At 50.5% G+C, this 20,530-nt stretch carries 17 protein-coding genes; 15 read left to right on the top strand and 2 right to left on the bottom strand.

Going from position 1 to position 20,530, the window contains the following annotated elements:
• Positions 1–89 precede the first annotated feature (89 nt).
• Both PJDR2_RS18830 and PJDR2_RS18825 read left to right on the top strand, forming a co-directional pair.
• A complete protein-coding gene (locus PJDR2_RS18830; protein WP_015845309.1) occupies positions 90–1,343 on the top strand; it encodes a DNA polymerase IV in 1,254 nt (417 codons plus the stop codon).
• Positions 1,340–1,816, top strand: a complete 477-nt coding sequence (locus PJDR2_RS18825) for a hypothetical protein (protein WP_015845308.1) — start codon at positions 1,340–1,342, stop codon at positions 1,814–1,816. The genes PJDR2_RS18830 and PJDR2_RS18825 overlap by 4 nt, the downstream gene beginning before the upstream one ends.
• 51 nt (positions 1,817–1,867) lie before the next feature.
• On the opposite strand, the gene PJDR2_RS18820 is transcribed toward PJDR2_RS18825, so the two are convergent.
• On the bottom strand, positions 1,868–2,737 hold the full coding sequence (locus PJDR2_RS18820; protein WP_015845307.1) for a helix-turn-helix domain-containing protein: 870 nt from the start codon (positions 2,735–2,737) through the stop codon (positions 1,868–1,870).
• 195 nt (positions 2,738–2,932) lie between these two features.
• Here PJDR2_RS18820 and PJDR2_RS18815 point away from each other — a divergent pair, with 195 nt between their 5' ends.
• The 4 genes from PJDR2_RS18815 to PJDR2_RS18800 all read left to right on the top strand — a co-directional run bounded on the left by PJDR2_RS18815 (position 2,933) and on the right by PJDR2_RS18800 (position 7,277).
• Entirely contained in the window at positions 2,933–3,796 is an 864-nt protein-coding gene (locus tag PJDR2_RS18815) for an ABC transporter permease (protein ID WP_265525195.1), read from the top strand.
• A 15-nt stretch (positions 3,797–3,811) separates the two neighbouring features.
• The gene (locus PJDR2_RS18810) at positions 3,812–4,708 is read left to right on the top strand and encodes a carbohydrate ABC transporter permease (protein WP_015845305.1); all 897 of its coding nucleotides are present in this window, start codon (positions 3,812–3,814) and stop codon (positions 4,706–4,708) included.
• 75 nt (positions 4,709–4,783) lie between these two features.
• A complete protein-coding gene (locus PJDR2_RS18805) occupies positions 4,784–6,484 on the top strand; it encodes an ABC transporter substrate-binding protein (RefSeq protein WP_015845304.1) in 1,701 nt (566 codons plus the stop codon).
• 169 nt (positions 6,485–6,653) lie between these two features.
• Positions 6,654–7,277, top strand: a complete 624-nt coding sequence (locus tag PJDR2_RS18800; protein ID WP_265525060.1) for a hypothetical protein — start codon at positions 6,654–6,656, stop codon at positions 7,275–7,277.
• A gap of 149 nt (positions 7,278–7,426) precedes the next feature.
• Here the strand turns inward: PJDR2_RS18800 and PJDR2_RS18795 are convergent, their stop codons facing one another.
• Positions 7,427–8,308, bottom strand: a complete 882-nt coding sequence (locus tag PJDR2_RS18795) for a LysR family transcriptional regulator (protein WP_015845303.1) — start codon at positions 8,306–8,308, stop codon at positions 7,427–7,429.
• A gap of 252 nt (positions 8,309–8,560) precedes the next feature.
• Between PJDR2_RS18795 and PJDR2_RS18790 the strand changes: the two genes are divergently transcribed.
• From PJDR2_RS18790 to PJDR2_RS18750, 9 genes are all read left to right on the top strand, one after another.
• A complete protein-coding gene (locus tag PJDR2_RS18790) occupies positions 8,561–9,439 on the top strand; it encodes a DMT family transporter (protein ID WP_041613513.1) in 879 nt (292 codons plus the stop codon).
• 232 nt (positions 9,440–9,671) lie between these two features.
• Positions 9,672–11,465 (top strand): cache domain-containing sensor histidine kinase, encoded by a 1,794-nt coding sequence (locus PJDR2_RS18785; RefSeq protein ID WP_015845301.1) that lies wholly within the window; start codon positions 9,672–9,674, stop codon positions 11,463–11,465.
• A complete protein-coding gene (locus PJDR2_RS18780; RefSeq protein ID WP_015845300.1) occupies positions 11,462–12,532 on the top strand; it encodes a helix-turn-helix domain-containing protein in 1,071 nt (356 codons plus the stop codon). Before PJDR2_RS18785 ends, PJDR2_RS18780 begins: the two co-directional genes overlap by 4 nt.
• A 156-nt stretch (positions 12,533–12,688) precedes the next feature.
• The gene (locus tag PJDR2_RS18775) at positions 12,689–14,035 is read left to right on the top strand and encodes an ABC transporter substrate-binding protein (RefSeq protein ID WP_015845299.1); all 1,347 of its coding nucleotides are present in this window, start codon (positions 12,689–12,691) and stop codon (positions 14,033–14,035) included.
• A gap of 97 nt (positions 14,036–14,132) precedes the next feature.
• A complete protein-coding gene (locus PJDR2_RS18770; protein ID WP_015845298.1) occupies positions 14,133–15,014 on the top strand; it encodes a carbohydrate ABC transporter permease in 882 nt (293 codons plus the stop codon).
• On the top strand, positions 15,011–15,835 hold the full coding sequence (locus PJDR2_RS18765; protein ID WP_015845297.1) for a carbohydrate ABC transporter permease: 825 nt from the start codon (positions 15,011–15,013) through the stop codon (positions 15,833–15,835). Before PJDR2_RS18770 ends, PJDR2_RS18765 begins: the two co-directional genes overlap by 4 nt.
• Positions 15,836–16,243: 408 nt before the next feature.
• On the top strand, positions 16,244–18,241 hold the full coding sequence (locus tag PJDR2_RS18760) for an ABC transporter substrate-binding protein (RefSeq protein ID WP_015845296.1): 1,998 nt from the start codon (positions 16,244–16,246) through the stop codon (positions 18,239–18,241).
• Between the two features lie 123 nt (positions 18,242–18,364).
• Positions 18,365–19,363 carry an ABC transporter permease gene (locus tag PJDR2_RS18755; protein WP_015845295.1) on the top strand — a complete coding sequence of 333 codons (999 nt, stop codon included), beginning with the start codon at positions 18,365–18,367 and terminating at the stop codon, positions 19,361–19,363.
• 3 nt (positions 19,364–19,366) lie between these two features.
• Positions 19,367–20,509, top strand: a complete 1,143-nt coding sequence (locus tag PJDR2_RS18750; protein ID WP_015845294.1) for an ABC transporter permease — start codon at positions 19,367–19,369, stop codon at positions 20,507–20,509.
• Positions 20,510–20,530 lie beyond the last annotated feature (21 nt).

Raw genomic sequence — 20,530 nt, 5'->3', positions numbered from 1 at the left:
TACCTCTAAATATCCCTTGCATAGCGAACATACATTCGGTATATAATAATATACGAACATACTTTCGCATTTGTATTGGAGTGGGGATTATGGAACGTGTCATTATGCTGATTGACTGCCAGTCGTTCTACGCGTCCGTCGAGAAGGCCGCGCATCCCGAATATAAGAACGATCCGGTTGTTGTTGCCGGCGATCCTTCGAGGCGTTCGGGCATTATTCTGGCAGCTTGTCCGCTTGCGAAGCAGTACGGCGTGACGACCGCCGAGACCCTTGGCGAGGCGCTGGGCAAATGTCCGCATCTCGTCATTATCAGGCCGCGGATGCAAGCTTATATCGATGTCTCGCTAATGATTACCGACATTTTTCGTTCGTTTACCGATCTGGTGGAGCCCTTCTCCATCGACGAACAGTTCCTGGACGTTACCGGTTCCTTGTCTTACTTCGGCTCTCCCGAAGAGATTGCAACGCAGATCCAGACCAAGATCATGACCTACACCGGCGTATGGGCCCGGGTAGGCATCAGCTCCAACAAGATTCTGGCCAAGATGGCCACCGATATTTGGGCGAAAAAAAACGATATCGGCCAATTCACTCTTCCGAAATCCGAGGTGCAATCTTTATTATGGCCGCTTCCCGTGAACAAAATGTTTGGTGTAGGCTCGAGGATGACCGCGCATTTCCAACGGATGGGGATCACAACGATTGGCGATCTCGGCTGTCTTCCCCTGCCGGAATTCAAGCGCAGGCTGCAGGCGCGGATGGGCCGCAACAGCGATATTCAAGCGGAGCTGTTCTGGCAGACGGCAAACGGCATTGACCCGAGTCCGGTCAAACCGAGTACTCATGACGCGCAGCAAGCCGTCGGCCATCAGATGACGCTTCCCAGGGATTACAGCAAGCCGCAGGAGATTGACGTTGTTCTGCTGGAACTAAGCGAGGAGGTATGCCGCCGCAGCCGCGCCAAGGGTTATATGGGCAGCGTGGTTGCAGCAGGCGCGCAAGGCGCGGATTTCGACCATCCGACCGGTTTTTTCCGCCAGATGACGGTACCCGATCCGACGAATATTACGAAGGAAGTATTTGCTGCGGCCCGCACGTTGTTTTACGCCCATTGGGACCGGCTTCCCGTCCGCAAGCTTGGCGTGACCTTATCGAAGCTGGTACCCGACGACCAATATCAGCTTACCCTGTTCGGCAACAGGGAGAAGGAAAGAAAGCTGGATCGCGTCACGGACGCCATCCGCCATAAATTCGGAACGACCTCGATTCTCCGGGCGTCCTCGCTGCTCGAATCAGCCCAGGCCCGTGAGCGCAGCGTCAAAATTGGAGGACACTACAAATGAGCAAGAAACTGGAAGGAAACGGCCGCTGGGAATCCAGCCGTATGATGCTGCCTGAGCACCGGGAGCAATATTTAGAACGGCGCGAGCCGCCCAAAGCCTCCGGACCTGTCCCCGTCCCAAGCAAAGAGGAGCTTGAGCTTATCCGGGATTACGTGCTTCTCCCTATGATGCTGACAATCGTAGATAAGAACTGCAAGGACATCGAGCTGTCTTTCTACTCCATGAAGCAGCTGTACATGAAAGCCTCGCGCGTCCTGATGGGGCATATTCACACTGATCTGACCGCTGTCCGCAAAGCGCTTAAGGAGCGCAATATCCGGGTCTTTCTCGAGGAGAGCGACAGCGAGCATGGAGCCATTCATTACAAGTTTGTCTGCCGCGGCTACGAGGACCGCTTCTCCATGATTCGCGACGCGGCCCGCGCCGAGATTAGCGTCCGCATCGCCAAATATATCTCCACGATGTTTAAGTGAACCTTACGAAAGCACCGTCCGCTGGCATACAGCGCGGTGTTTTTTATTTGGTCAATTAAACTGCTCCCGGCGGTATACCTTGGGAGCTAGCCCGTAAACCTTAGTGAATTGGCGGGTGAAATAGTTACTGTCGTTAAAGCCGCTTTTATAAGAAACCTCCGTAATTGGAACGGGGGTTGTCTTAAGCAAATGGCACGCGTGCTCTAGGCGAAGGCGCAGAAGATAGGCAAAGGGCGTCGTTGGATAATAGGATTGAAAAATCCGGTTCAAGTGCCTCACCGATATGCCTGATTTATCTGCAATCTGCTCACGCGTAAGCGGCTCGAGATAATGATCCTCCATAAAAGAAATGGCATTCGCCAAATGCATCAGATTTCCTTGGATTCCTTGCTGATCCTGATTCTGATATTGCCTGGACAAATAGACGACAAGCTCCATGAAACGCGAGCGCAGCATGGTTTGATAGCCTTGAAGCTTATTCGTGTATTCCTCAATCATAAAGGCGGCGAGGGAGGACACGTATTCCAGACTCGGGATTGGCAAGCTGAGCTTGCTGTTGAAAGGCTGGATATTCCGATAAAACGGTTCCAAAACAAAAAGCGCCTGATAGCCGATGGACGTTCTCAGGTCAGGGCCGGCTGAGGTAAGGATGTCCGGACGGTACATGATGTTGCAGATTCTGAAATCATGAGGATCCTTGTAGGCATGGGAGGTAGCACCGTCAATAACAAAGACATCCCCCTTCTTAATAAACGAAACTTCGGTGTTCACGATATGAGTGGCATTCCCGTTCAAAACAATGACGAGCTCGGAAAAATCCACATGATCATGAAGGTACATGTCCTCGTCATGCCCGCCATACCCGATATAAAAAAGAAATTGCTCGTCGGATGTAAACCAATTCAAATGGACGCTTCTCATAAGACTCCCTTCTTAAACATGGTACAACTCATCTAATGTCCTAATCATGCTATTTTAAGACCCTAAAATCAAGGATTAGGTCTAACTCGCTCTATTATAATGCTAGAGGAACAAGAAAAAGAGCAGAGGAGTGGTACAGATTTGTCCGTCATAAGCATTTGGCAGCGCATCGTTCGGCAGCGATATCTTTATTACATGTCGGTCCCGTTTGTCCTATTTGTTTTTCTGTTTAGTTATTTACCGCTATGGGGCTGGACGATGGCTTTTCAGCAATTTCGAGTAGGTAAGTTCTTCTTCGACCAGAAGTGGGTCGGCTTTGATAACTTCCGGATGTTATTTCAGGATGATCAATTCTTTAACGCGCTGCGAAACACCTTGGCGATGAGTTTTATGGGGCTCATTGCAAGCTTTACGATTCCTATCCTCTTCGCCGTCCTGTTGAACGAGGTCCGTATTTCGTTTCTGAAACGCTTCGTACAGACGGTTTCCTATCTGCCGCACTTTGTCTCATGGGTGGTTGTTGCGGGGATTGTGACGAAGATGCTCTCAGCGGAGAATGGCGTTGTGAATCAAATCTTGCTAGGCCTGCATCTCATTCATGAGCCGATTCAGTTCATGGCCAAGGAAAATTTGTTCTGGTACCTGGTGACCAGCGCGGATATTTGGAAGGAAACCGGCTGGAACGCCATTATCTATCTGGCCGCCATTGCCGGGATTGGTCCGGAATTATACGAGGCAGCCCGGGTTGACGGTGCAAGCAGGTTGAAGCAGATTTGGCATATTACGCTGCCGGGTATCCGTTCCACGATTATTATTTTGCTGATCATGTCGATCGGACATCTGATAAGCATCGGGTTCGAGAAGCAGTTTCTCCTCGGCAACAGTCTGGTAAAGGAGAAATCCGAAGTGCTTGACCTGTATGCCCTTAACTACGGACTGGGAATGGGACGTTATTCCTTCGGCACTGCGATTAACATTTTCAACTCCGTAGTAAGTCTAATCCTGCTATTCGTCGCGAACGGCATTTTCAAGAAAATCACCAAAGAAAGCATTATGTAAGGAGGACTTGAAATAGTGAAAGTTCGTATCTCGCTGACGAATCGGCTTTTTGACGTGATCGTCTACCTCGTGATTTCGCTGGTAGCGGTCTGTACCCTTTATCCGTTCCTGAATGTGCTGGCTATCTCCCTTAATGATTCAACCGACACGGTAAGGGGAGGCATTACGGTTTTTCCCCGTCACCTGACGTTTGACAATTATTCGCTTATTTTCTCGTTCGCAGGGCTGCTTACCGGACTCAAGATTTCGGTGCTGCGGACCTTGGCCGGTACGGTATTGGGGCTTATCAGTTCTTCCATGCTGGCTTACGTGCTAAGCCGGGCGGAATTCGACGGACGTAAATTTTTATCCATGTTCCTTGCGCTAACGATGTATGTATCGGGCGGTCTTATTCCTTTTTACCTTCTGATGCGCGATATGCATCTTATCGGGACGTTCTGGGTGTATGTGCTGCCCGGACTCGTAAGCGCATTCAATGTATTTATCATTCGTTCGTTTATCGACGGGCTGCCGTATGCTCTTCAGGAATCGGCCAAGCTGGACGGAGCCAATGATTTCACAATCTACTGGCGTGTCATTCTTCCTTTATTGCTGCCCGCACTGGCAACGGTTGCGCTGTTCCTGGCGGTTGGCCAATGGAATTCCTGGTTCGATACGTATTTGTACAACGGCTCGAAGGAGCATTTGACCACGCTGCAGTTCGAGTTAATGAAAGTGCTGCAGAGCACTCAGGTGGGAAGCAACGGTCAAGAGGTTAACGGGATGAACATGAATCAAGTGATGAACAGAATTTCTCCGGAATCGGTCAAAATGGCGATCACGATCATTGTTACGGTTCCGATTCTTCTGGTCTATCCGTTTCTGCAGCGGTATTTCGTTACGGGGATGACGCTGGGCGCGGTGAAAAGCTGATCGATCTGACAGCGGTATCGGCAGGGAAACCTGTTTATACGATATACGAATCTTAATTTAAATGGGGGTATACAGATGGTAAAAGCAGGGGAAATCTCGAAGCTGGGCATGGTCTTTACGCTCGCGGCAGGTGTGTTGGCCGGATGTGCGGGAAATAACGGCAATGGCAATGTTGTAAGCGATAACACGGGAAACGAGCAGGGTAATGAAACCTCACCGGTCACCTTCTCGTTCTTCAGCGAGGATCCCAATCCCAACTGGAGAGATATGCAGGATGATGTAGGCAAAGAGATCACCAAGCAGACAGGCGTTACGCTTGATGCCGAGTTTGCGGTTGGCGATCCTTCACAAAAAGTAGCTCTCATCGCGACCAGCGGGGATTATCCCGATCTTATCAGCCCCAAAGGGGATTTGAACAAAATGGTCGATGCGGGGGCTATGCTTGATCTGACGGATTTGATCGAGAAATATGCCCCAAATCTCAAGAAGCTGTTTGGCGATCAAATTAATCGGTTGCGCTATAGCAACGACGATCCGTCTATCTATGTGATCCCGACCTATTCGGCCGTTGACGGCCAAACGTTTGTGGCGGGAGGCGGATTCGAGCTGCAGCACCGCGCGGTGAAGGAAGCGGGTTACCCTGAAATCAAGACTCTGCAAGATTACGAGAATGTCATCAAATCCTATATAGAGAAGCACCCGACGGATGAAAACGGGAATAAAAATATTGGACTCACTCTTAACGGGGATGATTGGCATACCTATATTTCCGTTACCAACCCGGCAGCGGAAACGACCGGCAAGTCAGGGGACGGCGAGTATTACATTGATCCGAAAACGAATGAAGCAACCTATCATTACCGTACGGAAGGCGAGAAAGAGTATTTCGAGTGGCTGAACCATATGTATAATATAGGGCTGCTGGACAAAGAAAGCTTCGTAGAGAAGAATGACCAGTACCTGGCGAAGGTAGCTTCCGGTCGGGTAATCGGTTTGATCGACGCGGATTGGGGGTATGCGGACGGCGAGAAATCTCTGAAGGCAGACAATAAGCTTGACCAAACCTACGGGCATTACTCGGTTATGTTATCGGACGCTTATAAAGATAACCGCTTCCAGTCTACGGGCTTTATGGCTGGCTGGGGCATCGGCATTACCACATCCTGCAAAGATCCGGTAAGAGCAATTAAATTCCTGGATTATCTGGCTTCTGAGCAAGCTCAGGTTCTTAACAATTGGGGAATTGAAGGTAAACAATATACATTGCAGGATGGTAAACGTGTAGTTCCGGAGGACGTTCAGAACCGTATTATTAACGATAATACAGCTTTTAGTCAAGAATCCGGCGTAGGCTTCTATTCTAATATCGGCGCGCATTACGGTGACGGCGTCAAAGATTCCGCGGGCAATTATTATACGAAAAATTTCCCTGAGCAAATCGTGAGCACGTACACAAGCGCCGATAAGGAAACACTCAAGGCGTATAACGCTGCAACCTGGAAAGACCTGTTCCCGCAAGAGGATCAGTTTCCGGTGAAGGCATGGGGAGCGGCTTGGAATATAACCGTGCCTGGCGATGATGAAGTGACTATTCTTACCAATAAGATGAAGGACATTACATGGAAGCAGATTCCGCGGATTGTTATGGCGAAGCCGGAGGACTTCGCTAAGATGTGGGACGGCTACCAGAAGGAACTGCTGGATGCAGGTGTCGAGAAGATGGAAAAAGGTTTTACGAAGTATGTTCAAGACCGCGTAAAGCTTTGGAGTGAATAGGCCTTAAGGAAATGGAATGGATTAGGAGAGAGAACATAGTGAATCAATATAGCAATCCCGTTATTAGACCAGCCGGGTATTGGCCCCCGTTACTTGGACGGAAGATGCATGGCCTGTTATTGGAGATAACGGAGCGATCGGCGAAATCATGCCTGCGGGAAATCTTCCGTTGCAAGCCAAGACGGAGCCTGCGGCTAGAGATGACTTCGAAGATGCACCGCTTGCCCCATGCTGGAATTTTCTGCGCTTGCCGGATCCAAGCAATTGGTCGCTTTCCGAGAAGAAAGGCAGCCTGACGTTATACGGCTCCGGAGATACCTTGAATGAAACGGGGGTTCCGTCTTTTGTCGGGCGCAGACAGCAGCATTTTTCATTCCGGGCAAGTACTCACCTGACCTTTGCGCCAAAGCAGGATGGTGAAGAAGCGGGTATTGCCGTGTACATGAACGAACGCTTCCATTACGAGCTTGCGGTCACGCAAATAGCAGGCGCGCGCAAGTTGATTTTCCGCCGGAGGCTCGGCACGCTGTGGAAGGTAGAAAGCGAGATGCCGTGGTCCGCTGACACCGTTGTACTGAGCATTCGCGGGGATAGAGCCGATTATGTTTTTGGCTTCGCCAGAAGCGAGGAGGAGGACCCTGTCCGAATGGGGCAAGGGGAGTGCAGAATGCTGGCCACGGAAGTAGCCGGCGGGTTCACCGGTATATTTATCGCCATGTACGCAACAGGCAATGGGGTACGTTCGATATCGCCGGCACATTTCGACTGGATGGATTACCGGGCGGTGGAGTAGATCGCGGTGGGGAGTACAAGCGTGAAAGAAGGGATGAACGCGTTAGTTAAGAACAACAAAATGGCAGCTGATCTAGATGATCAGTTGCCATTTTCGTTGAAGTAAGAGTAGATTACTGTAATGCTTTTTGACGTTCCGATACCCTTGCTCTAGATTTTCTCGCGAGTCCTGTACTGCAAATAATCTAAAAATCGCTTGACCGCGAGCGGTGCGGACTCCTTATCTTTCATGGCAAGGCCAATCTCGCGATAGGCAGGTACTTCGAGTTCTTTTACTACGATTCGGTAAGGAATACGCTTCAAAATAAGCTCCGGTAAAATGCTGATGCCTAAGCCGCTTTCCACCATCGACATAACGGCATAATCATCCCAGGTCGTAAACTGTACCTTAGGTGTGATGTTGCATCGCTCAAATATTTCCGATATTTCAGCCTTTGCGCCTTTCTCTAAGAGCATAAAGGGGTCTTCGCTTAATGCTGTGACAGGGAAACGATCACAATTAGCTAGCAGGTGATTTTCAGGCAGGATTACAAGCAGCTTGTCCTGCTCCAAAAAAATCGTATCCAGTTCTGTCTGTGTGGGAAGCCTTAGAAAGCCGCAATCCACGCGCCCTTCCGTAATCCAGCTTTCAATTTCCGTATAATCGCCAAGCAAAAGCTCATAGTCAATATTCGGATACTCCTTTCGAAAGGCTTTGATTATATTCGGAAGCCAATGGGTAGCTACACTTGAAAAGGTTCCAATCCGAATTAATCCGGATTGGAGTCCGTGTAATTCGTCAATTTGCGTTTGCAATTTCTGATATTCACTACACACATTTTTTGCGTATGGAAGTACTTTAAGACCTTCTGAAGTCAGGCGTACGCCGAATCGTCCTCGTTCGAGAAGAGATATCCTCCACTCTGCTTCTAAGTCGCTGATCATGCGGCTGATCCCCGATTGTGAATAGTTAAGTGCCTCAGCTGCTTTAGTAAAGCTCCCATGCTCTACTGTTTTGATTAAAGCTAAATATTTCTGGATATTCTTATCCATGTTATTACTCACATCCAATACATCTGGTTTTATCATTAAACCCATGACAAACATTCGCTTTTGTAATAATAAAATGGATGATACACTACATTGCAACAGAACTCAAACGAAAGGAAATTAACGATGTTTTTCATAAGCGAAATGATAAAAAAAGTATATTAGTCGTAAAAATCGGAGTTGCAGCTATATTTTGGTTTTGTTGGATAAGGAATGTGCTTTCATTTCAAATTTAATAAAGTGATGCGATAAAAAATGAAGGAAAAAATGTATTTTGTCTTGTCTATGATCATCTTTGGCGCAGTTGGCGTATTTGCAAAATTTATCGATATTTCTTCTGGCAAAATTGCGTTGTTCCTGAGCTTGATCGGTGCCCTATTTCTGCTTGTCGTCTTTGTATGGACAAAGCAGAAAGTATCGTGGCGCAGCGTAAAAAAGAATGCTATCGCTTTGCTCGTTGCAAGCATCGCTTTAAGCGGAAACTGGATTTTTCTGTTTCAGGCATACAAAGAAACAACGATCGCCAATGCGGCATTAAGCTATTATTTTGCCCCTGTTCTTGTCGTTATGCTCTCCCCTTTCGTTTTGAAAGAAAAGTTGTCGCTCAAAAAGGCGTTATGTATCGGCATGGCTCTACTGGGTTTGTTCTTTATTTTGCAAAACGGCAGGGTGGAAACAACCGGGCACCAACTGCTTGGTATCGGCTACGGACTAATCGCGGCGGGATTCTATACCGCATTGACACTAGTCAACAAGTTTATTCGGGATCTGGACGGGCTGGCCAATACGCTTCTGCAGCTAGGCTTGTCAGTTATGATTCTATTCCCATTCGTACTGTTTACGGAAGGCTTCAATCTTATTTCGGTCACCGGAACCAAGGTTATCCTGATCCTTGTATTAGGTATCGTTCATGGCGGGATTGGTTTCTATCTTTTCTTTGCCGGCATGAAAGGACTAAACGGCCAAAGCATCGCGGTATTGAGTTACATCGACCCCGTGACTTCTTTACTAATCTCAGTCCTGGTTATCGGAGAGAAGATGACATTGCAGCAACTTATCGGCGCTGTCTTGTTACTAGGCTCAATATGGGTAGGAGAAATTAGCGGAGAGAAGAGAAGACAGCGGCAAGGTTGACGTACGGAACTTATTCTTTTTTAATACATGTTGGACGCAACAAAATCCGCTTCGGCTTACAGCTGCAGCGGATTTTGTTATTAAGGGGAATGGAGTTGTTAACGGTTCAAGTGAATCATCGATCAAGCGACTCGTCTTATAAGTTCATAGCCTCGAATAATGAAAGCGTTGACAACTTGGCAGGGCCGAGGTCAAACTGTAGATGCCATCATACGTACAAGAGGGGATGCAGATGAAGACCAAGTGGGTCAGGAATACTTTGGGGGGAATCGTCCGCCCGTTTCAAATCAGTCTTCGGTACAAGCTGATGCTGCTCATGGTGCTGATCGCGGTGCTGCCGCTGTCGCTGGTCACGCTGTTCGCGACGAAGACGACCAAGCATTCGCTCGCTTCGGAGGTTATCCGGTCGAACGAATCGCGGATGGAATGGGCGGCCAAATATTTCGACGAGAAATTCGATCAATTGCAGGCGGTGTCTTATTCGCTGCTTCTTGACAGCACGCTGTTCCCGAACGCAACCGGCGGTGCCATTCAGAGCGAGGGCACACCGTCGTTCGTGAACCAATATACGATCGATAAGCTGAAGTCGTTATACAGCGCCAACAACAAGAACATCGCGCAGGTCGCGCTGTATCTGAAATCGCAAAATCGCCTCTATGTCGTCGACAAGGATGCGGGTATCTCGACCGATCAGTTGAAGACGCCGCAGGTCGACTGGGGGGCAATCGGACAGTCTCACGAGAGCTTGAATTTGCTGCTGAACAACGGGCAGAACACCTTCTCCATCGTGCGGAGCATGAACCGGTTTCCGGACAGGGAGGTGCTCGGGGGCGTCAGGCTCGAGGTAAGGTGGAAAATGATGAACAGCGTGCTCGAGATGATCCGCTCGGAATCGAACAGCGAGGTGTTCGTGGCGGATGCGGACGGCAACGTTATGTATAATCCGTATTCCGAGCGGATCACGACCGATCAGGAGATGGTGAAGGCGGCATTGGCCGAACCGGATGGACAGGGCTATACGGAATCGAAGCGGGGCTTCCTGTTCTATCAGCCGAGCGTGTCGGGCCAAGTCTGGGTCGTGAAATTCATTCCGATTGAATACGTGACCGAAGGCGCATCCTCGACGCTGAACTTCAGCTTGATAACGGCGCTGGCGTTCGCGATCGTGGCGATCGCGGCTTCCGTGCTCATCGCGTATATTACGACACGGCCAATCATCCGGCTGACGCAGTCGATGAAGGCGGTTGAAATCCAGAACTTCGAGGTGGATATCCGTGAACCGAGAAGCGATGAGATCGGCACGCTGGAGCGCAGGTTCAACTCCATGCTGAGCCGGATTAAGGAGTTGATCCAGACGGAGTACAAAGCCACCATCGAGAAACGGACAGCCCAGGTGAAGGCGATGCAGGCGCAGATTAATCCTCATTTTCTGCACAACGCGCTTCAGGCGATAGGAGGCATCGCGCTGTCCCGGAACGTGCCGGAGATCAATGACCATGTCCGCGCGATTAGCGATCTGTTCCGCTATACGATCCGAATGAAATCGGACTTGGTCACGATCGCGGACGAGCTGGAGCATGCCCGGAACTACCTGCAGATTCAGAAACTGCGCTTTCAGAGCATGATCGAGATTCGGATCGATGCGGATGAGGAATGTCTGGGCTGCAGGATTCCGAAGTTTTCGCTTCAGCCGATTGTGGAGAACTGCTTCGTTCACGGACTGGAGGGGAAAATGGATGCCTGGACGATATCCATTCGGGTGGAGAAGGTGCTGGACGAGATTGAAATAGATATCGCCGACAACGGCATGGGCATCGACGAAGCGCGTCTGGCCGAAATTCGCCGTCAGCTCAGCCAGCCGGCGGACGGGCAGGAGAACGGAGAGGGCATGGGAATAAGCAACGTCAACGCGCGGATCAAGCTGCTCTTCGGCGACGAATACGGGCTGTTCATCTCAAGCGAGTGGAATGCGGGAACGACGGTGAAGCTGCTCATCCCCGCGCAAGAAGAGGGGGAGAAGACATGAAGGCGGTTATCATCGACGATGAATTCTGGACGCGCGACAGCATAAAGCGGCTCGCGGATTGGGAGCGATTCGGAATCGAGCAAGTGGAAGAAGCGGAAGAGGGATTAAGTGGGCTGCGGATCATCAACGAGATCCATCCGGACATTGTTATCACAGACATGCGCATGCGCGGAATGGACGGCGCGGAGCTGCTTAAGAAGCTTACGGAGGATTATCCCTTCATTCGGAAGATCGTCATCAGCGGCTTCGACGATTTCGCGTACACGAAGCAGGCGATCCTCTCCAGAGTGGATGAATATATCCTGAAACCCGTGCAGGCGGAGGAATTGAACCGGGCGCTGGAGAAAGCGGTATCGGAGCTGCGGATCGCGCGGGGTCTTCATGCCGCGCAGCCCATGGACAAGGACCTCATGAGCGTGGTGACCGAATATAAGGAGCAGATCTCGCGGCAGTTTCAGGAGCTGCGGGCCGAGGACGTTCGCGAGTCGTTCGCGAGGCTCGAAACGCTGCTGCGATTGCAGGCAAACACCGCCCCGGGGCTGCATCATTTACTGTATAAGCATTTCATGCTGCTGCTGGACGAACTGATGGCGAAAGCCGGCATCGATTCCGCCAAAGCGCTTCCGGAGCAGGCAGCCTCGTTCTTCGTGACCGACTTCACGCCGCTCGGGCAGTGGATCGGCATGCTCCGATCCTCGTACGGGGCGGTGCTGGAGCAGACGATTCAGCTGCGCCAAAGCAAGCATCGCATCGATATCGAGCATATCCGCCAATTTATCAACCGTTCATTCGCGGAGCCAATCACGCTGGAGTCCATTGCGAGCCTCTACTTCGTCAGTAAAGAGCATCTGTCGCGGACATTCAAGCAGGCAACGGGCTCGACGGTCATGGACTACATCGTGACGAAGCGGGTGGAAGAGGCGAACCGGCTGCTGCAATCCTCCGTATCGATCAAAAACGCGGCGGAAGCCGTCGGGTATTCCGACCTGACCTATTTTCACCGCATTTTTAAGAAAGTGACGGGTATAACGCCCGCGCAGGCGAGAAAAGAATTGGCCGAGCAGTGACTTCGAACGGATGGGCTAGGCTGAAATAGCGCGTCGATTAATTACCAAATATCAATATCGTCCATAAAAACACGCAAATGCGGTCCAATGCCAAAGATGCTGCCTCCCGTTATACTCAATGACGTAAGCGTTATCCATACTTAGGGAGGTCTTGAAATGAAGAAAACGATTTCAATCTTGACAGCGGTTACAATACTGGGACTAACGGCGGCCTGCTCCGGTGGAGGCAACGCGAATAACGGAGCGGGAGCCGGAAATACGCAAGGAAGCGGGGCGAACGATGCTCCTTCGAATACGTCGGCCGATAATAAACCTTCGGGAGCGCCGAAGAAAGTCGAGCTGAAGATCTTTCTCGGCGGCCTAGACCGTTTCCGCGAGCAGTTCGACGGCTACTTCGAGAAATTCGCGGAGAAAGAGAAGGCCGAGAAAAATATCGAAGTCACGTTTAACTCCGAATATCCGGGAGCGGATAACGCACCGCAGATTTTGAAAACCCGTCTCGCCACGGGCGACGTACCCGATGTATTCAGCCTGCATGCCGGAAACGATATGCCTACCTTCTACAAAGCCGGCTACCTGACCGACCTGTCCGACCAGCCGCTCGCGGGTAAGTTGATCGACGGCATCAAGGACCTCGTCTCCATGGACGGCAAAGTTGTTGCAGTGCCAATGGAAAGTTTATCGTGGGGCTACTTGTATAACAAAAAGATTTTTGCCGATCTCGGCATCACGCCGCCTAATACGCTCACCGAGATGAAAGCGGTTGTGCAGAAGCTGAAGGACAACAAGGTGACGCCGTTCCTGCTAAGCTACAAGGAAAGCTGGATTCCGCAATTGTTCCTGCCGCTCACGGTAGGAGGTCTCGTCAACAGCAGTCACCCGGACTTCATGGATAAAATGAACAACGACCAAGGCAGCTTCGCGGACATCAAGGAGATGTTCGACATTATCGATCTTGTCAACGCGAATGGCACGGATCGCGCATTCGAGAAAGGCAACGACGATGGCGCGGCCGACTTTGCGAACGGCAAAGCGGCTATGTGGGTACAAGGCACATGGGATGCGGACAGCATCCTGAAGATGAACGACAAGGCGGAATTCGGCGTTGCTCCGCTGCCGATTAACGACGACCCGGCTTCGCTGCGCATCAACGTATCGGTGTCTACGGCTCTGTCCGTACCGCCGACCAGCAAGAACAAGGAAGTCGCGATCGACCTGCTCAACTTCATCCTCGACGACCAAGCGTCGAACGATCTGTACCAAAGCCTGAAATTCAACCCGGTTTCCAAGAACCATACCTTTAAGCCTTACCCTTGGGTAGAAGACGCCGCCGTTTACGTAAACAAAGGCCAGTCCTACAGGGACCCTGCGATTCCATCCGCGGTTAAAGACGAGTCGGGCAAAGCGCTGCAATCCTACTTCGACAAGAAGTTGTCCAAAGAAGACGTCATCAAGCAATTGGACAAGACATGGAAGGAAGCCAACGCGGCAGCCGCCAAGTAAACCGAACCCGGATCAAAACGAGCGTATCCTGCTTCCGCAAGACCCCTTTAGGGCAAGCGGGAGCGGGGTATGTCTTCCCTAAGGAGTGAATGCAATCATGACGACCCGCTACAAAGCGACCTTTTCGCTCATTTTGTTCGTGTTGCCCGCCTTCGTGCTTTATCTGCTTTTTCTGGTTATCCCGATGCTCCAAGGCTCTTACTACAGCTTCACGGATTGGAACGGACTGAACAAGACCTACGGCTTCGTCGGCATTCAAAATTTCGTCGAGGCGCTGAGGGATGACCGTTACTTCCGTTCGGCCATTTGGTTTACCGCCAAGTACGTGATCTTCGCGGTCGTCTTCCAGAACGTGGTCGCCCTGCTGCTGGCGATACTCATTGAATCCCGTACGCGGGCCAAAGGGCTGTTCCGGACGATTTTCTTTATGCCGAACATGCTGAGCGTCATTATTAGCACGTTTATGTGGGTATTCGTCTTCTCGAAGGTTATTCCGGCCCTGTCCGAGTACGCCGTATTCAAATTCCTCGATTTGTCCTGGCTCGGCGATCCTCAGGTGTCGTTCTGGTCGATTCTGCTCGTATCCTTATGGGGCGGGGTCGGCACGCTGATGCTGATTTACATGTCGGCCATCCAGGGGATTCCCTTACACCTGAAGGAAGCGGCAATCATCGACGGGGCGACACCATTCCGTATGCTTCGGTACATCACGCTGCCGCTGATCGCTCACGCGTTGACGATCTGTATCTTCCTAACCTTAAACAGCTCGTTCAAGGTATATGATCTGGTCTATGCCTTAACCGGAGGAGGTCCGGGACGGGGCACTCAGGTCATCACGATGAATATTCTCGAGGAAGCATACCAAGGCAATAACCGGTACGGCTATGCCAGCGCCAAAGCAATCATCCTGTTCCTGATCATTCTCGTCATCACCATGATCCAAGTAACGATGATGAAGAAGCGCGAGGTGGAAGCATGAGCAGACGCATCTATTCCGTTCTGGCCTGGGTCGTGCTTGCCGTTCTGGCGGTCTACTTTCTCTTTCCGATCTACATGGCTATCGTCAATTCGTTCAAGACGGAGGGCGAGGTATACAACTCCGTGTTGGGCTTGCCGTCTGCATTAAAATTCGATAATTACACGGAAGCATTCAAGAAAGCGAACATGCTCCGAAGCGGCTGGAATACCGTCATCGTGACCGTAACGGGCATAGTAGGCATCGTTGCGTGCAGTTCTCTGGCTGGTTATAAGCTGTCCCGCACCAGAAGTAGGCTGAGCAGCTGGATCTTCATGCTGTTCGTCGCGTCCATGCTTATTCCGTTCCAGACGATCATGGTTACGCTGACTAAGATGGCCCGCGATCTCGGGCTGCAGGGTTCGCCGCTTGGCCTCGGAGTCGTCTGCGCCGGGCTCGGCGTCAATATGGCTATTTTCCTCTATCACGGTTTCGTTAAAGGCATCCCCCGGGAGCTGGACGAATCCGCGAGCATGGACGGCTGCGGCGAGTGGAAAGGGTTCTTCCTGATCATTTTCCCGTTGCTCATGCCCATCACGTTTACGATTGTTGTGCTGAACTTGCTGTGGCTCTGGAATGACTTCCTGCTGCCGGTGCTGCTCCTGAACGATTACCGTCAATATACGCTTGTTCTGACGATCAACATGTTCTTCGGCAAATACAGCCGGGACTGGGCGCTTATTCTTGCATCGCTGATCCTTTCGTCGATTCCGATTGTCCTGATCTTCGCGTTCTTCCAGCGGTGGATTATTCAAGGCATTACGGAAGGGGCGGTCAAAGGATAAACCTGATTATGCTTACTCAATTGAGCTGTTTGATTTTAGCCTCCGCATATGGCATCGCTTTTTGTATCTTAAACTCCCTTTCCGGGAGTTTTTTTGTTTGAAAAAGAGATTAAATCTCCACGCAAGTAAGGCATGGCGTTCACTGCAAAGTGTCGCCTTTTTAAAGGGATAAGTTAAAACCGAGTGTTCAGGTATGTTAGTGAAGCGCTTTATATTTTTTTGGATTCGTATTTTAAACCGCTTTAAAAGATGACATTCTTTCAAATAAAGCGCATACAATTTACAAAAAATTAACATTACGGAGGTGAATATTTCCTTCATCCTGGCAGCCGAGAATCTACTTAAGGCAAGAAATAAGGGGAGCGCAGCATAGTCAATGAAGCAAAACTCACGAATGGAGGGGTTCATTTGAGGAGACAGCGGAAGCTGCTGGCTGTTCTATTAGTTATCATTTCTATTATTGCGGCAGGGTGTACGAATAATAATAATTCGCCGGCGCCGTCGAATGCGGCTGGAGAGCCGAACAGCGACAAGGGCACCGACAAGGATGAAGACAAGGGTGGCGGAGGCGGCGGTACGGACGCAACAGCGACCAAGGAAGCCCCTATGCTTGCCAAGCTTGTAGCAGGCGGTACTCTTCCTCCGTTGTCGGAACGCCTCCCAGTCCAGGCTGACGTCATGGTGGAGCCAGTGGTTGACGAAATCGGACAATACGGCGGGGATTGGAAGATGGCTTGGACAGGTCCGGGCGACAAGTGGTCCGTCGGGCAGCCGACGGAGGAGGCGCTTTTTCGTTTCAACAAGGACGGCAGCGGCGTCGAACCAAACGTAGCCAAGAGCTATGAAGTCAACGAGGATTCAACCGAGTTTACGATTCATCTTAGGGAGGGCATGAAGTGGTCCGACGGTGAGCCCTTTACGGCGGACGATGTACTTTTCTATTGGGAGCACATGTTGACGAAGGAAACCTTTGGCAAGGCGATCTACGATGCTTATTACTCGGTTGATCCGGTTACGGGTGATAAGGCGCTGGCCACGGTCACAAAGGTAGACGATTATACGTTTAAGGTCGTTCATAAGTATCCGAGCGTTCAGTTTTTAGAACGTGTCGCAATCGACAATAAATGGTTTTTCGCACCGGCCCATTTCCACAAGACGATTCTGCCGGAGCTTGTCGGCGAGGAAAAAGCACTTGAGATCGCCAAGCAGTGGGGCTTCGAGGATACGACGGCTTTCCTGAAGGAAACCGGTTATTATTACTGGCTTTATCCGCAAATTCCTACGCTCCGGCCATGGGTAGCTAAGAACGATCCGAATAGCGATCAGTTCATTATGGAACGGAATCCGTATTATTGGAAAACGGATCCCGAAGGCAATCAGCTGCCTTACATGGACCGAATCGTCGCAACGAAAATACAAGATCCGAGTCAGCGGGTTCTAGGTACGCTGGCAGGCGACTTTAATTTGTCTACGTTCGGAGCGCAGGATTTTACCGTATTGAAGGAAAACGAGAAGAAGGGCGATTACCGCGTTATCTCCTGGCAGCAGCCGGCTTGGATGACTTCGGGTATTCAACTCAACCAAACCATAGACGATCCTAATCTTCGCAAATTGTTCCAGGATATCCGCTTTAGAGAAGCGCTTTCGATTGGCGTTAATCGCAGCGAGATTACGGAGATCGTGACGAACGGCATCGCGGACCCGATCCAAGCTTCCGTTCAGGAAGGGCTTGTCGGTTACCAGGAGGGCTGGGCGGATCAATGGTCGAGCTTTGATCCAGATCGGGCGAACGCGCTGCTCGACGAGATTGGATTAACGAAGCGCGACAAGAACAATTTCCGGCTGTTCCCGGACGGTTCGGACGTGACCCTCACCATTATGGATTCTTCAGAGGATAGCGCTAATTACACTGAGCTCCTCAAGAAGTATTACGAGGATATGGGCATTAAGACGAACGTGAAGCTCGTCGATCAAGCGACGCTGCAGGAATTGAAGTATTCCAATCAAGTACCGGTCAGCATCGAGAACATTTCCGTTGTTAACGTAGCTTACCGTCCAGATGCGCTTGTTCCGCTTCGCGTCTTGACTCCGTGGTATGGACAATACGGCTTATACGTTTCGTCGGGAGGCAAGGAGGGCGTAAAACCAGAGGGTGACATTGCCAAAATTCTAGAGTACTGGGATCAGATCAAAGCGGCCAAAACGCCCGAAGAGATTAATCGGCTTAGCAATGAGATCGTCAAGTTGCACATGAAAAACCAATGGGTAATCGGTTATGCCGGCCCGACGCCGACCTTGATTGCCGCTTCGAATAAGATGGGCAACATTCCGAAAGATCTGATTTGGGCTGACGAGTTCCGTTCGCTTGGAGCGGCTCATCCCGCACAGTTCTATTTAAAGCCGTAACCTTTATTTCGTAAAAGCGTGCCGCAAGGGGAGAGTGTCAGCTCACCCTTTGCGGCGGCATGTTTATTCGAAAGACATTTGCTTCAAGTGACGCGTAATGGTAAAGGGAAGGGAGGATAACAGGTGCTACAGTATACGTTGAAGCGTATTTTACTGGCCATCCCGGTCGTGTTTTTTATATCCGTTATCGTGTTCTACATTATACAGCTGCCGCCCGGCGATTACGTATCCAATTACGCGGCTGAAGCCTCAGTTGCCGGAGAAGTATTCACCCAGGAAGACATGGCTGCGATGAGAGCGGACCTTGGTCTTGATCGTCCCGTTTACGAACAGTATTTCATTTGGGTTAAGGATATCGTATTGCACGGAGATTTTGGCTTCTCCTTTAACTATAACAAGCCTGTGCTAGACGTCATTAAGCAGTACATGGGCCTGACGTTAACCGTGTCCCTGGTGACGATGGCCTTCCAATATCTTGTGGCGATTCCAATTGGCATCTACTGTGCGGTCAAGCAATATTCGGCAGGCGACTATTTCTTCTCGGGACTAAGCTTTCTCGGAATGGCAACGCCGCATTTCTTGATGGCCGTCATTCTGATGTTCCTTTCTTATACCTGGTTCGGTGACCCGCTGCTTGGTTTGTTCTCCGCCGAATACGTTAACGCGCCTTGGTCAATGGACAAGGCGATCGATCTGGCGAAGCATATGGTCATTCCCGTCATTGTAATCGGGCTATCCGGGACGGCGGATTTGATTCGCGTTATGCGGGGCCAAATGCTGGATGAGCTGAACAAACCAAACGTCGTTACGGCAAGAGCAAAAGGCTTGTCGGAACGGAAAATCCTGTTTAAATACCCGACAAGGGCCGCGCTAAACCCAATCGTCAGCACATTCGGCTGGTCGCTTACTTCGATCTTTACCGGTTCTACGATTACGGCGATTGTTCTAAATTTGCCGATTCAAGGGCCGGTCATGTTTAATGCCTTGCTTGGGCAGGACATGTACCTGGCGGGGACTTGGCTATTGTTCATGGCGCTGCTTACGGTGCTCGGAACTTTGATTTCAGACATCTTGCTCGCGTGGCTGGATCCAAAAATCCGTACAGAATTCAGGGGATCGTAGACTATGAGGCGACTATCGGTATTTAGAAGACGAAAAGCGTCTAGCGCTGAGCCTGCCAAAGATAAGGATGCAAACTACAGTTCGCAATGGCAGCTTATGTACGTCAGGTTCAAGAAGCATAAGCTCGCACGGGTCAGCCTGATCGTGCTTGCGCTTCTCTACGCAGGGGCTTTGTTCGCCCAATTCCTAGCTCCTTACGGATTGGAAAACTACGACAGTAAATACGTGAATGCGCCTCCGATGAAGTTGCGATTCGTTGATACGGAAGGAAAGTTTCATATCCGGCCTTTCGTGTACGGGTTGAAATCTGGACGCGATCCTGAGACAATGCGCAAAACGTTTACGAACGATACGAAGAAGTATCCGCTTCAATTTTTCGTGAAAGGCGAGCGTTATAAGTTTCTAGGCATGATTCCCTCAACCACGCATCTTATCGGAGTCGAGGAGCCCGGTCGCCTCTTCTTGCTGGGTACGGACTCGCTTGGAAGAGATTTATTTTCCCGCATTTTGCTAGGCAGTCAAGTCTCATTAAGCATTCCTTTAGTGGGAGTGGGGATCAGCTTTGTCTTGGGCTTGATTATCGGCGGGGCGTCCGGTTATTTCGGAGGCTGGCTGGATGCCATTATTCAGCGTGTTATTGAGATTATACGTTCTTTCCCGACGCTGCCGTTATGGATGGCATTGTCGGCGGCGATTCCTCCGCGTATTCCGGTCGTCAGGATGTACTTCTATATCGTTATCATTTTTGCGTTTATTGAATGGACGGGGCTGGCGAGGGTCGTACGAGGCAAATTTATATCCCTCAGAAACGAAGATTACGTTGTTGCCGCCAAAATCGCGGGCGTCAGCGACACGAAAATTATCGCCAGGCATTTGCTGCCCGGCTTCATCAGCTATCTGGTCGTAGCAACGACGCTGGCGATTCCCGGCATGATTCTAGCCGAGACGGCCATGAGTTTCCTTGGGCTTGGCATTCGTTCTCCTGCCACCAGCTGGGGCGTACTGCTTCAGGAAGCGCAGAAGATTGATAATATCGCTTTGTATCCGTGGAAGATCATTCCGCTTGGAACGGTTATTCTCACCGTCTTAACGTTCAACTTTCTTGGCGACGGCTTGCGCGACGCTGCAGATCCATACAAACGGTAGGCTCAAATACAAAAATATAGC

The sequence above is a fragment of the Paenibacillus sp. JDR-2 genome (assembly GCF_000023585.1).
In the GTDB taxonomy this organism is placed as follows: domain Bacteria; phylum Bacillota; class Bacilli; order Paenibacillales; family Paenibacillaceae; genus Pristimantibacillus.
The sequence above is the reverse complement of the archived record's forward strand: the minus strand, read 5'-3'. Positions and strand labels throughout refer to the sequence as shown.